Annotated in this window: 12 protein-coding genes; 8 read left to right on the top strand and 4 right to left on the bottom strand. The window is 67.9% G+C overall.

Annotated elements, in window-relative coordinates; all coding sequences use genetic code 11:
- Positions 1-103: 103 nt before the first annotated feature.
- From AC1RWI_RS22570 to AC1RWI_RS22555, 4 genes are all read left to right on the top strand, one after another.
- Positions 104-457: a hypothetical protein gene (locus AC1RWI_RS22570; protein ID WP_492868870.1), complete on the top strand. Its 354-nt coding sequence runs from the start codon at positions 104-106 to the stop codon at positions 455-457.
- 341 nt (positions 458-798) lie between these two features.
- Positions 799-1,695, top strand: coding sequence for a translesion DNA synthesis-associated protein ImuA (imuA, locus tag AC1RWI_RS22565; RefSeq protein ID WP_492868868.1), 897 nt, complete (start codon positions 799-801; stop codon positions 1,693-1,695).
- Positions 1,628-3,193 carry a Y-family DNA polymerase gene (locus tag AC1RWI_RS22560; protein ID WP_492868866.1) on the top strand — a complete coding sequence of 522 codons (1,566 nt, stop codon included), beginning with the start codon at positions 1,628-1,630 and terminating at the stop codon, positions 3,191-3,193. Before imuA ends, AC1RWI_RS22560 begins: the two co-directional genes overlap by 68 nt.
- Positions 3,194-3,226: 33 nt before the next feature.
- Positions 3,227-6,709, top strand: coding sequence for an error-prone DNA polymerase (locus AC1RWI_RS22555; RefSeq protein ID WP_492868864.1), 3,483 nt, complete (start codon positions 3,227-3,229; stop codon positions 6,707-6,709).
- A gap of 53 nt (positions 6,710-6,762) precedes the next feature.
- Here AC1RWI_RS22555 and AC1RWI_RS22550 read toward each other — a convergent pair whose 3' ends face one another.
- Entirely contained in the window at positions 6,763-7,014 is a 252-nt protein-coding gene (locus AC1RWI_RS22550) for a hypothetical protein (protein ID WP_492868862.1), read from the bottom strand.
- A gap of 356 nt (positions 7,015-7,370) precedes the next feature.
- On the opposite strand from AC1RWI_RS22550, the gene AC1RWI_RS22545 reads away from it, so the two are divergent.
- A complete protein-coding gene (locus AC1RWI_RS22545) occupies positions 7,371-9,326 on the top strand; it encodes a methyl-accepting chemotaxis protein (RefSeq protein WP_492868860.1) in 1,956 nt (651 codons plus the stop codon).
- Positions 9,327-9,345: 19 nt separating this feature from the next.
- Here AC1RWI_RS22545 and AC1RWI_RS22540 read toward each other — a convergent pair whose 3' ends face one another.
- A complete protein-coding gene (locus AC1RWI_RS22540; protein ID WP_492868858.1) occupies positions 9,346-10,254 on the bottom strand; it encodes a DMT family transporter in 909 nt (302 codons plus the stop codon).
- A gap of 279 nt (positions 10,255-10,533) precedes the next feature.
- On the opposite strand from AC1RWI_RS22540, the gene AC1RWI_RS22535 reads away from it, so the two are divergent.
- The 3 genes from AC1RWI_RS22535 (at position 10,534) to AC1RWI_RS22525 (ending at position 11,621) form a co-directional block, all read left to right on the top strand.
- Positions 10,534-10,716, top strand: a complete 183-nt coding sequence (locus AC1RWI_RS22535; protein ID WP_043356115.1) for a hypothetical protein — start codon at positions 10,534-10,536, stop codon at positions 10,714-10,716.
- Positions 10,717-10,776: 60 nt separating this feature from the next.
- On the top strand, positions 10,777-11,025 hold the full coding sequence (locus AC1RWI_RS22530) for a GlsB/YeaQ/YmgE family stress response membrane protein (protein WP_017230370.1): 249 nt from the start codon (positions 10,777-10,779) through the stop codon (positions 11,023-11,025).
- A 101-nt stretch (positions 11,026-11,126) separates the two neighbouring features.
- Positions 11,127-11,621 carry a hypothetical protein gene (locus AC1RWI_RS22525; RefSeq protein WP_043356113.1) on the top strand — a complete coding sequence of 165 codons (495 nt, stop codon included), beginning with the start codon at positions 11,127-11,129 and terminating at the stop codon, positions 11,619-11,621.
- A gap of 69 nt (positions 11,622-11,690) precedes the next feature.
- Here AC1RWI_RS22525 and AC1RWI_RS22520 read toward each other — a convergent pair whose 3' ends face one another.
- Positions 11,691-12,833 carry a tetratricopeptide repeat protein gene (locus tag AC1RWI_RS22520; protein ID WP_052495126.1) on the bottom strand — a complete coding sequence of 381 codons (1,143 nt, stop codon included), beginning with the start codon at positions 12,831-12,833 and terminating at the stop codon, positions 11,691-11,693.
- 35 nt (positions 12,834-12,868) lie between these two features.
- Positions 12,869-13,092: hypothetical protein (locus tag AC1RWI_RS22515; RefSeq protein WP_492868856.1), on the bottom strand; the 224-nt coding region annotated here is incomplete at its 5' end.

The following is a 13,092-nucleotide window of genomic DNA, read 5'->3' as shown; positions in this document are numbered from 1 at the left end:
TTGCGCAACAGAAGCGGCCCTCGATCTCTCTCAAGACTGTCTTTGCGGTGCTACTCGCAAAGTGCCGAAATGCCGTGTCAAATTCACAAACATGAGGTCCGATATGATGAAAAACAAGTCGATTCGCTTTCTGCAAGCCAGCAGCGGCTTGGCCGCCAGCCTGATATGTGCGGCTTCCTTTGCGCAGGCGCCGGGTGCCCCTCCCGATCGCAGCAACGCGACGGTGCCTGCCGGCCGGACGCAGATCGAGGCCCCAAAGGATCCACTTGTCCAGCGCCGCGAGGCCAACAAGGAGGCTTCGGACGAATACAAGGCCACGAAGAAGGCAGCCAAGCGCGATTATGACAGGGACAAGAAGGCGGCCAGGAGTCACGAGAAGAAGCACCAAAAGGCCAACGACGCGGCCGCGAAGGCACAGATGCCGGGGGAGCCAAAGAAGGGTGAGCAGGCTAACTGACGCCAGCGGCGCGCCGGAGTCATTCGATCCCCAGTACCCGGCGTGCCAGTTTTGCTAACTTGACATAGCGGAATGCAACGATTCGCGCCACGCATCGAGTCCATAAAGAATGGTGGTGTCCAAAACCGAGTCAACAGCGCTCAACTGACCATAAGGAAATTGAGATCCGAGCGTGGACGACGTTTACGTCTACGTCTACGTCTATGGCATACGGGCGGCCCGAGACGGGTTGTCATCGACGTCTACACCGCTTCACCCTTGCGCGCATCCGTGGTACTGTATAAACATACAGTATCCGGAAACTTCCTGTCAGTCCCCTAGGGCTGAGCCGCACGCATCACATGACAGCCGAACTCTTCCCCATATCGCCCGACGCATCGGGCGATTCGCCTTTGGCGCAGCCGCCCGTGGCCGACCGGCAGGGGGCGCTGGACGCACTGGAGCAACGCTATCCCGGCCTGTGGCGGGCGGGGCAGCTTGGCCATCTGGGCCGGGCGGGCAGCGTGCCGGCCTTGCCGACCGGCCATGACGCGCTCTCGGCCGAGTTGCCGGGCGGTGGCTGGCCGGTGGGCGCGCTCACAGAGCTGCTGCTGGCCGACCCCGGCGTGGGCGAGTTGCGGCTGCTGCGCCCGGCCTTGCTGGCGCTGGCCGCGGCGCAGCGCCGGGTGGCGCTGATCGGGCCGCCGCACCTGCCCAATGCAACGTGCCTGGCCGAATGGGGTTTGCCGGCGCGCCTGTTGTACTGGGTGCGCCCGCCCGCTGGCGCGAGCCGGGCCGCGGCGCAGGCGGATGTGCTGTGGGCGGCGGAGCAGGTGCTGCGCAGCCAGGCCTTTGGCGGGGTGATGGTGTGGCTGCCCACGGCGCGTCCCGAGGCGCTGCGGCGCTTGCAGGTGCTGGCGCAGGCGGGAGACGCCGTGGTGTGGGCGTGCCGGCCGGCCAGCGTGCTGCGCGAGTCGTCGCCGGCGGTGCTGCGGCTGCTGTTGTCGCCGGCGCCGGGCAATGCCGTGTCGGTCGTGTTCCACAAGCGGCGCGGCCCGGTGCGCGATACGCCGCTGGTGCTGCCGCTGGGCGAGATGATGGCGGTGCCGGCCATGGCCACGCCGCAGGCCCCGTCGATGCCGGTCCCCCTGAATGCCCCGGTTTCCCAAGCCGTTGCGGGAGAGCAAGCCCATGTCGTACTGGATCGCGGTGCATCTGCCGCGCCTGTCGCTGGACGCGCTGCAGCCGAACTGGCCTGAGCCCGACGCGCATCGCGCCTGCGCCGGCCTGCTGCACCACAGCGTGCCGGTGGCGGTGATGGAGCGCGAGCGGGTGGTGCTGGCCAACGGCCCGGCGGTGGCGCTGGGGGTGCAGGCGGGGATGCGGCGAGGCGGCGTGCAGGCGTTGTCGGCGCAGGTGGTGCAACTGCAGCGCGAGCCGGCGGCCGAGGCGCAGGTGATGACGGCGCTGGCGCTGGCGTTGCTGCATTTCACGCCGCATGTCACGGTGCATCCGGATGCCGGGGTGGCTACCGTGATGATCGATGCCGGGGCCAGCCTGCGGTTGTTTGGCGGCCATCTTGCGTTGTGCCGGGCGGTGTATGCGCGGGTGCGGCGGCTGGGGGTGTTCCTGCAGCTGGGCTGCGGGCCGACGGCCTTCGGGGCGGCGTGGCTGGCGGCGCAGCCGCTGCGCAGGGATCGCCGGGGCGGGCTGGTGCGTCCGGCGCGGCGCGCGGTGGGGCTGCCGCGCATGGCGCGGCTGCTGGACCGGCTGCCGGTGGGCATGTTGCAAGGGCTGGCGGACGATGGCTGGCTCGATGGCATCGGCTGCCGGACCGTGGGCGAGGTGCGGGGCCTGCCACGTGCCGGCCTGCGGCGCCGGCTGGGGCCGGACCTGCTGGCGCGGCTGGACCAGGCCTATGGCGAGGTGCCGGTGCGTTTTACGTGGTTCAGCGCGCCCGCCACCTTCTCGCAGCGCATGGAGCTGCCAGGCCGGACCGAATCCGTGCAGGGCGTGATGGCGGGCGCGCAGCGTTTGCTGCTGGCGCTGGCCGGCTGGCTGGCCGTGCAGCAGGCGGGCGTGACGCATCTTGTGCTGCGGCTGGAGCATGAGCGCTACCGGCTGGGCGCCGAGACGCAGGCCACGCCGGTGACGATCAGCCTGGCGCAGCCCAGCCGCGATCCGGTGCATTTGTCCAGGCTGTTGCAGGAGCGGCTGGACAAGGTGCAGTTCCGCGTGCCGGCGGTGAGCCTGCTGCTGGTGGTGGAGTCGGTCCAGGCCTGCGTGCCGCAGAGCGATGCGCTGTTTCCCGAGCCGGGCGGCACGCCGGCGGAACTGGGCCGCGTGCTCGATACGCTGATGGCGCGCCTGGGCCGGGAGAACGTGCTGCAACCGCAGCCGCTGGCCGACCACCGGCCCGAGCGCGCCAACCGCTGGTGCCCGGTGGATGAGATGCCTGCGCGCGCGCCGCGCGAACCGCAGCGTGCCCCGGCGGGCATGCCGGAGCGTCCGCTGTGGCTGATGGCGCAGCCCGTGGCGCTGACTGTGCAGCGCCATCGGCCTTGCCACGGCGGGCCATTGACGTTGCTCTCGCGCCCGGAGCGCATCGAATCCGGCTGGTGGGACGGCGCGCTGGCCACGCGCGATTACTTCGTTGCGCAACGGGCGGACGGGCTGCGCTGCTGGGTCTATCGCCAGCGCCCCGGGCGTGAGGAAAGCGGCGAGTACCGCTGGTTCCTGCATGGCTTGTTTGCCTGAATCTTTGCCCGGATCTTTGCCCGAATCTTTGTCATGTCGAGCCAGCCAGCCAACCCTTCATTCTCTGCCTTGCCGCCGGCGCTTTCGGCGCTGCTGCCGGCGTTGCCCGACTATGTGGAGCTGCATTGCATCTCCAATTTCACCTTCCTGGACGGGGCATCGCATCCGGTCGAGCTGATCGAGCGCGCGTTTGCGCTCGGCTACCGCGGCCTGGCGCTGACCGACGAATGCTCGGTGGCAGGCACGGCCCGCGCGCACCATGCGCTGAAGGACCTGCGCGAACGCACCCGCGATGCGGCCGAGCGCAGCGCGGCGCGGTTGGCCGCCGGGCTGCGGGAGGATGAGGACGAGGCAGCGGAGGAGCCGGAGGAGGGCGACGACGAAGACGGCGAGCATCGAGGGGAGGGCGAATTCCCTGCCTTGCCGCACGCCACTGCCGCCGGGAGCGCCGATGACGCCTTGCAGGCCCGCCTGCGCCGCCATGACCGCCTGCTTGCCCTGGCCCGTGCCGCGCAGGATTTCCGCCTGCTGATCGGCAGCCGCTTTACGCTCACCGACCACGCGGGCCGGCCTGTGCTGCGGCTGGTGCTGCTGGCGCAAAATCGCGAAGGCTTTGGCAACCTGAGCGAGTTGATCACGCTGGGCCGCACGCGCGTGCAAAAGGGCGCCTACGCGCTGCATCCCGACGACATCGCCGCGCCGCAGCCGGACCAGGCCCACCTGCGCGGCATGCCCGATTGCCTGGCGCTGCTGCTGCCTTCGTATTGCCCGGACCCCGCCGAGCTGCTGCGGCAAGCCCAATGGATGCGGCAGACGTTTGGCGAGCGCGGCTGGATCGCGCTCGAGCAATTGCAGGGTTATGCCGATGCCGCGCACCGGCTGCGGCTGGAGCAAGCCGCGGCGCTGACCGGCGTGCCCCTGGCGGCATCCGGCGCGGTGACCATGCATGTGCGCTCGCGCAAGCCGCTGTCGGACGTGCTGAGCGCGATCCGCGTGGGCCAGCCCCTGGCCGAATGCGGCATGGCGCTGGCGCCCAATGCCGAGCAGCACCTGCGCATGCGCCAGCGCTTGTCGCGCCTGTACCCGCGCGAGGCGCTGGCGCAGACGCTGCGGGTGGCCGCCATGTGCGATTTCTCGCTGGCGTCGCTGCGCTACGAGTACCCGGAGGAACTGGTGCCCCCGGGCGAGACGCCATTCAGCTACCTGCGCCGCGAGACCATGAAAGGCGTGCTGCGGCGCTTCCCCAAAGGGCTCGAGCCCGCATGGCGCAAGCAACTGGCGGAGGAGCTCGCGCTGATCCGCGAGAAGCAGTACGAGCCGTTCTTCCTCACCGTGCACGACATCGTGCGCTTTGCCCGCGGCCGCGGCATCCTGTGCCAGGGCCGCGGCTCGGCAGCCAATTCGCTGGTCTGCTATTGCCTGTTCATCACCGAGGTCGATCCCGCGGATGCCAACCTGCTGTTCGGCCGTTTTCTCTCGCGCGAGCGCGACGAGCCGCCGGACATCGATGTGGACTTCGAGCACCAGCGGCGCGAAGAAGTCATCCAGTACATCTACGAGAAATACGGCCGCAACCGCGCCGCGCTGGCGGCGTCGCTGATCACCTATCGCTCGCGCAGCGCGCTGCGCGACGTGGGCCGGGCGCTGGGCATCGATGCCAGCGTGATCGAGCAGGTGGTCAAGGGGCAGGCATGGTGGGATGGCGGCAAGACCTTCCTGGAGCGCATTTCGCAGTACGGGCTGGACCCGGACGCGCCGGCGGTGCGGCAGTGGGCCAGCCTGACCACGCAACTGCGCGGCTTTCCGCGCCATTTGTCGCAGCACGTGGGCGGCTTTGTGATTGCGCGGCACAAGCTGTCGCGGCTGGTGCCGATAGAGAACGCGGCCATGGAAAACCGCAGCGTGATCCAGTGGGACAAGGACGACCTTGAGTCGCTGGGCCTCTTGAAGGTGGACGTGCTGGCGCTAGGCATGCTCTCGGCCATCCGCCGCGCGCTGACGATGATCCCCACGCGCTCGGGCGTGCCGTACCGGATGGAAGACGTGCCCAAGGACGATCCGCAAACCTACGACATGATCTGCGCCGCCGACACCATCGGCGTGTTCCAGGTGGAGTCGCGTGCGCAGCAGTCGATGCTGCCACGCCTCTTGCCACGCGAGTATTACGACCTGGTGGTGGAAGTGGCCATCGTGCGGCCCGGCCCGATCCAGGGCGGCATGGTGCATCCCTACCTGAAGCGGCGCGAGCAGGTGCGGCGCACCGGCAAGCCGCCGGCGTACCACAACGACGTCATCGAGAAGGTGCTGGGCCGCACGCTGGGCGTGCCGATCTTCCAGGAGCAGGTGATGCAACTGGCCATCGACGCCGCCGGTTTTACGCCGGGGCAGGCCGACCAGCTACGCCGCTCCATGGCGGCGTGGCGGCGCAAGGGCGACCTGAAACAGCACCAGGATGCGCTGGTCAAGGCGCTCACCCGCAACAAGTACCCGGAGGCTTTTGCGCTGGCCATCTGCAAGCAGATCGAGGGCTTTGGCGAATACGGCTTCCCGGAAAGCCATGCCGCCAGCTTCGCCAAGCTGGTCTATATCAGCGCGTGGATCAAGTGCCACCATCCGGCGGCCTTCCTGTGCGCGCTGCTCAACAGCCAGCCGATGGGGTTCTACTCGGCGTCGCAACTCGTGCAGGATGCGAGCCGGCACCACGTGCGCACGCATCCGGTCGATGTGACGGTGAGCGGCTGGGAAAGCGCGCTGGAGCATGCGGCCAGCGGTGCGTCAGCGCGCGCCCGCCAGCGCGCCCAGCCGGCGGTGCGGCTTGGCCTGAACTGCGTGAACGGCATGCGCGAGGCGGCGGCCGGGCGGATCGAACTGGCCCGCGCCGAGGCGCCGTTCGCCAGCGTGGAAGACCTGGTGCTGCGCGCGCGGCTGGACCGGCACGACATCGACGCGCTGGCCGCCGCAGATGCGTTGGCCAGCCTCGCCGGGCATCGCCGCCAGGCGCGCTGGCAGGCGCGCGCCGCGGCGCTGCAGGCCGCGCATCACGACCTGCTCCATGAGGCGCCGCCGCCCGAGGGCGAACTATCGCTGCCCGCGCCGCGCCTGGGCGAGGATGTGGCGGCCGATTACGCCAGCACGGGCCTGTCGCTCAAGTCGCATCCGCTGGCGCTGCTGCGGCCGCGGCTGGCCGCGATGCAATACGCCACGGCGCAGGATTTGTCCCGCTGCGGCAACAACCGGCAGGTGCGTGCCTGCGGCATCGTCACGGTGCGGCAGCGGCCATCCACGGCCGGCGGCACCATCTTTACCTCGATCGAGGACGAAACCGGTGCGATCAACGTGATCCTGTGGCCGGACCTGATCGAGCGCCAGCGCAAGGAGGTGCTGGGCGCGAAGCTGCTGGGGGTGATCGGCACGTGGCAGCGCCAGGGCGAGGTCAGGCATCTGGTGGCACAGGAACTGGTGGACCTGAGCCCGCTGCTGGGCCGCCTGATGGTGTCCAGCCGCGATTTTCACTAGGGCGCGATCGGGGCGCGATCGGGGCGTAATTGGGGCGTGATTACGTAACCGCGTTATTGCGCGGGCGCCCCGTGCCCGCGCGCTTCGCCACGCCGTGCCCGGTTCATCTCCCCCTGCCAGCCGACCGCGCGCAGCAGCGCGTAGCCGTGCTCGGTAATGCGCGGGCACCAGCGGTCGGCCGCGCATTCCTGCAGCGACACGAGGCCGCGTTCGAGCAGTGCCTCCAGGTCCACGGGATCGAGTTCCAGCCGGTCCTGCACATCGTGGACCAGCAGCAAGGTGGCAAATTCGTGGGGGCTTAACATCGCCATCTCCTGGGGTTGAACATCCTGATTGCTCGGCCTGCCTGGGGCAGCACCGCCGACGGAAAGACAGCGCCAGGCGGCATGGGTTCAGGTGTTTCTTCCGATTTTTGCCCGCCCACCGCGCTGCGTCCGCGATCCCTTCGTTGTACGTCGGTTTTGCGTCTGTTTTGTGTCAGCCTGATCTCCGCGCCTGGCGTGCACGCGCTGCTTTTACGCCCGTTTAGCGTGCATTCCGCACCCGCTTTGTGCCTTTTTGGCCCCACCCTTGTGCATGCGAAAAAAGCCGGGAAAACAGGCTTCAGTCAGCGTTCAGCCGGCCGATACAAGACGCATGCAAGCGATTTTTTGGGATCTTCGTGGCCACTTTTCTCTCCCCCGCCGTGCGCCTGATGGCGCGCCTCACCATCACCCGCAAGCTGCTGTTGCTAGCCATCCTGTTCCTGATCCCGCTTGGCGGTTCGCTCTATGCGGTGCTGAGCCTGTCGGTACAGTCGATCCGTGCCTCGCAGGACGAACTGAGCGGCCTTGCCATCGTCGACCGCGCGCTCGATTTCATGCGCGAGACGCAGGTCCGTCGCGGCGCGGCCAATGCCGTGCTCGCTGGCAACGCGGCGTTTCGCGCGACGTTTGACGGTGCCGATGCGAAGGCAGCCGCACACCTTGGCGAGCTGGTGAAGCAAGCCGGCGAGGCCACGCGCTTCGATGTCATGCCTGATGCACGCAAGCTGGAGCAGTCGTGGCAAGGCATGCATGAAACGGGCCTGAAGGTCACAGCCGGCGCGCTGTTCGACATGCACAGCGCGCTGGTCAAGCAGACGCGGCTGTTTATCGGCGATGTGGCGGACCGCTCGTCGCTCGCGCTCGATCCCGACAGCGGCTCGTACTACCTGGTGACGCTGATGGTGGGGCAGATGCCCAAGCTGGCCGAACTGAGCGCGCTGGCGCGCGGCAGGGGCGCGGCCATCATCAGCCAGGGCGGATACGCTGACGCGGCGCAGCAAGCCGAGCTGGCCGCGCTGGGCGAGCAGATCCAGGACGGGCTGGAATCCGTGCGGCGTGATATCGAGCGCGTGATGCGCGGCGCCCCGGCGTATCGCCCGCGGGTGCAAGACGCGCTCGCGCAACTGGCCGCGATGGATGCCTTCCACCGCACGCTGAAGGAAAAGATGCTCGGCAGCGGCGGCATCGCCATCGAGGCCAAGCCCTATTTTGACGAGGCGACGGCGGCCATCAACGCGGTCTCCTCAGTCAACAAGGCGTTTTCGGGGATTGCCCGCGACATGCTGGCGCAGCGCATCGCGGCCGAGATGCTGGAGCTCGAGGTGCTGGCCGGGGTCGCCCTGCTGGCCGTGGGCGCGGCGTTCTACCTGTTCGCCGGCTTTAGCCACGGCATGCGCGCCGACGTGCGGCAGGTGGCCAGCATGGTGGGCCGCATCAACGCCGGCGACCTGGCCATCACGCTGGAGGTGCGCGGCAGCGACGAGCTGAGCCACGTCAAGCGGCACCTGCTGTCGCTGGTGGACACCTGGCGTGCGCTGATCGGCGATACCAAGGTCGGCGCGCAGAACGTGCTGGTGGCCGCCGGCGAGATCGCGCAAGGCAACCTGGACCTGTCGCAGCGCACGGAGGAGCAGGCCTCGTCGTTGCAGCAGACGGCCGCCAGCATGGAGCAGCTCACCGCGATCGTGCGGCAGAACGCGAGCAGCGCGGACCAGGCCAGCGCGCTGGCGGGCGAGGCCTGCGACATCGCCGTGGCTGGCGGGACCTCGGTGGGCCGCGTGCTGCGGACCATGGGCGAGATCGAGGCCGATTCCAAGCGCATCGTCGACATCATCGCGGTGATCGACGGCATCGCGTTCCAGACCAACATCCTGGCGCTCAACGCCGCGGTGGAAGCGGCGCGCGCCGGCGAGTACGGGCGCGGCTTTGCCGTGGTGGCCACCGAGGTGCGCACCCTGGCGCAGCGCGCCGGCAGCTCCGCCAAGGAGATCCGCACGCTGATCTCGCAATCGGTGCAGCGGGTCGAGGCCGGCTCGGCGCTGGCGGGGGATGCCACCGCCACCATGGACAGCATCGTTGCCGCGGTCAAGCGCGTGACAGTGATGATGGACGAGATCAGCCGCGCGTCGCAAGAGCAGAGCAGCGGCATTGCCCAGGTCAACCAGGCCGTAACGCAGATGGATCAGGTCACGCAGCAGAACGCGGCGCTGGTCGAGCAGGCCGCCGCCGCAGCCGATGCGCTCAAGGAGCAAGCGCAGCGCATGGAGCGTTCGGTGGCGGCGTTCCGGCTGGATCCGGCGGTTGCCGCTTAGGCGGCGTGCGCCGTCGCGCTCAGCGACGGTTGGCGATCCAGATGCCGGCCACGATGGCGCCCAGCCCGGCCGCGTGATACCAGCGCGGCCAGTCGCCCAGCAGCGCGGAAGACATCAGCGCGGCAAAGACGGGCGTGAGCGTGAAGAAGAACACCGGCAGCTGCGCGCCGGCGCGGGCTATCGCACGGTCCCAGGCAAAGTAGGCCAGCAGCGAGGGGATTGTTGCCACATACACCAGGATGCCGAGCGCCTTGCCGTTCCAGTGAATCGGCACGCTTCCCGACAGCAGCTCCCACGCGACGAACGGCACGCAGGCCGCCACGCCCGCCACGATCTGCGCAAACAGCAGCACGGCCAGCGGCAAGTCCGGGCGCTTCTTGCGCAGCAGCCAGGTGTAGGCGCTCCAGGTGATGGTGCCGGCCAGCATAAACAAGTCGCCGGCCACGAAATCCAGCTGGGCCAGCCGCGCGGGATCCCCGCGCAGCATCACCACGCCCACGCCGGCCAGGCATAGCAGGGCGCCCGCCACATGCCAGCCGCGCACCCGCTCGCGGAAGAACATCGCGCCGATGATCAGCAGGAAGATCGGGGCGGAAGCGCCGATCAGCGTCACGTTGATCGGCGACGACGTGGTCAGCGCCAGGTACTGCATGGCGTTGTAGACCGAGACGGAGAGCATGCCCATGGCGGCGATCACCCCGGCATGCTGGCGCAGCGTGGCGGCATGCTCGCGCACGCCTCGCCAGACATAGGGCGCGAGCAGCAGCCCGGCCAGCGCCCACCGGGCAAAGTTCAGCGTGATTGGCGGGATGGCGCCGGCGGCGTAGTGGCCGACGATGGCGTTGCCGGCCCAGCTCAGCGGAGGGAATGTCAGCAGGCCAAGCGTGCCCCAGTCAAGCCGGGTGCGGCCGGTGGCGGAAGTGGTCATCGGAGGGTTGTCGTCCTGTTCGTATTCTTGTTGTTGTTCTTCTTGTTGTTCTGTTTGTTCTGTTTGTTTTGTTCGTTTTGTTTTCTGCCGGCATTATGCCGCAGGCGTGAATTGCAAACGATTGTGACCGGCGTGCTGTTGGCGGATGCGTTGCGCTAGGCTTCCCACCATCCGGATACGAACTGTTACATAGCGCTGTGTTTTCGCTGTCAACACGCGCTGCCACCGGGCCGTTTTTACAGGCAACGCGCAAGTTGCGCGCCTCACCTGGAGATAGACATGAAGAAGGTACTCGCCATCCTGACCCTCGGACTCTTCGCCGCTGGTGCTTTCGCCCAGGCACCGGCAGCCGACGCCCCCAAGGCGCCTGCCAAGGTCGAAAAGAGCGCGCACAAGAGCAAGACACACAGCAGCGCCAAGCATACCAAGCCGGCAACGCCGGCCAAGTCCGCCGCGCAGTAATGCGCGGGTTCAGGGTGCGCTCCGCTGGGGGCGCACCCCTTTTCCTTTTCTCCTGACGCCATGCACCTGATCTGGACCATTCTTATCGGCTTCGTCGCCGGGCTCGTAGCGCGCGCCATTACCCCGGGCAACGGCCCTAGCGGGTTCTTCCTCACGGCCGCGCTTGGCATTGGCGGCGCGTTGGCAGCCACCTTTCTCGGGCAGGCCCTGCACTGGTATCGCCCGGGGCAGTCGGCAGGCTTTATCGGCGCCGTGGTGGGCGCGGTGATCCTGTTGCTGGCCTATCACCTGATCAGCAAGAAGAGCTAGTATCCAGGCCCCGAGCCGCCGATGGCGATACGCCAACAGCAAGAGCCAAGAACCAAGCACCAAGCAGCAGCCCCCCGCAACGCAGATCACGGACCCCGATCATGAGCCTGATGGACTTTTTGCAGAACGCAGCCTCCGCCCTGGGCGGCAATCCCGAGCAGCAGGTGGACCACATCGCGCAGAACGCCCCGGAGGGCGCGCTTGGCCAGTTGCTGGCCGGCGCTTTCCATTCAGATCAGACGCCGGCCTTCGGCAATATGGTGGGGGAGTTGTTCGGCCAGTCCAGCGGTGCGCAGCAGGCTGGCATGCTCAACCAGTTGCTGGCAACGCTTGGGCCGGCGGTGTTGTCCGGGGCGGCAGGCGGCGCGCTGGGCAATCTGCTGCAGCCCGGCGCGACCCAGGTCACGCCCGAGCAGGCCAGCCAGCTGAGCCCGGCGCAAGTGCAGGAGATTGCCACCCACGCCGAGCAGGTCCATCCGGGCATCGTCGACCAGATCGCCGGCTTCTACGCGCAGCACCCCACGCTGGTCAAGACCATCGGGAGCGCCGCGCTGGCCATTGCGCTGGCCAAGTTCAAGGAACACCAGCAGGGCTGAGTGCCCGGGCTGGCATGGGCTCGAAGGCCTTGCCGTGGCGCCCCGCGACTTTAGCGCGGGGCGGTGTGCCTACGGCAGTTCCACCTGCAGCCGCGCCAGCGTGCCCAGCAGTGTTTCGTCATCGGGCGAGAGGTGAGTCGCCATCGCAAACGCGGCGCGCGCCTCGTCCTTGCGATTCAGTTGCCACAGCGCTTCGCCCTTGTGCACCAGGCCTTCCACGCGCGCGCCCAGGTTGCCCTCGGTGCCCTCGCCAAAAGCGGCCAGCGATTGCTCCATGTAGCCGAGCGCCTGCTCGGGCTGGCCCAGGCGGAACAGTGCCCAGCCTTTGCTGTCGAGGATAAACGGGTCGTCCGGCGAGTGAACCAGCGCCTCGTCGATCATCGCCATGCCGCGCCCGACCATCCAGTTCGCATCGACCAGCGCATAGCCAACCCCGTTCAGGTTCTCCTTGGCAAGCGGCGCCAGGCCAAGCGCGATATCCAGCTGCCTGTCGTCCCGGCCGGCAATCGCCAGGTCGATCAGCTTGCGCCGCACGCGCGCCTGGAAATCCGCACTGATGTCTTCCTTGCCGGCCTCGTAGCTGGCCAGCATCTGCCGGAACACGGCCGCCGGCCCGGCGCTGGCGGGCAGGGCGGCGATGGTCTCGGACTGGCGCTTGCACCAGTCATACTGGGCCGGTTCCATACTGCCAAACTCATAGTCCAGGCTGATCGTCCGGGCCTTGTGGCTTTGCGCATAGTAGGTATAGCCGCGGCTATCCGTCCTGTTGCAGAACAGGAAACCGTCCTTGAGGTCGAGCACATAGGGCAGGCCGCCCATGGGATGGTTGCTGGTCTCGCCGCGCAGCAAGAACGACTCCCCGAAATCCCCTTCGCCGATGATCGGGTTGAGGATCCACTTGTCCTTTGGATAGCGCTTAGGCAGCCGCACCGACACGGTATTGCCCTGCTTGTCGGTGACGCCGAAGATCACACTGTCCTGCTCGTTCGGCTTCGGCGTGACGCCTGCGATCCGATGGCCCGGCAGGAACAAGCGGTAGCGGGCCTCGGGCAGGGGCCGGGCGGTAGCCGGATCGCGCAGCACGAACCGGTGCACCTGCGCGCCTTCGCCGAGCGTGCCCGGCTGGCGGTAGTCACGCGCCAGGGTCACGGCGGGAATGGTTGCCACAGCCAACAGGACTGCGCCCTTCAGGTAAAGCGTCTTGCTTCTCATCGTTTTGGTATTCAAGTTGAATTGGATTCGGGCGTTCAGGCGCCCATGCCTTTCTTGGCCGGCAGCTTCAGTGTGGCTTGTTCGCCCAGAGTTACCGTGGCCGGACCATCTGTTTGTTTTTTTGCGGCACTGCCCAGGATGGCCGAGGGGGAAGGGGGCGGAAACGGGGGGCTTCCAGTGGTCTCGCATGCAGTGCAATCGCCCGATATTCCGGCGGTTGGTGATTTTAGCGTTTTTTTTGTTTGCGGCAGGAAAAGGC

Source organism: Cupriavidus sp. MPR-AND1C (assembly GCF_058809705.1).
This window is presented reverse-complemented; position numbering and strand designations above follow the sequence as displayed.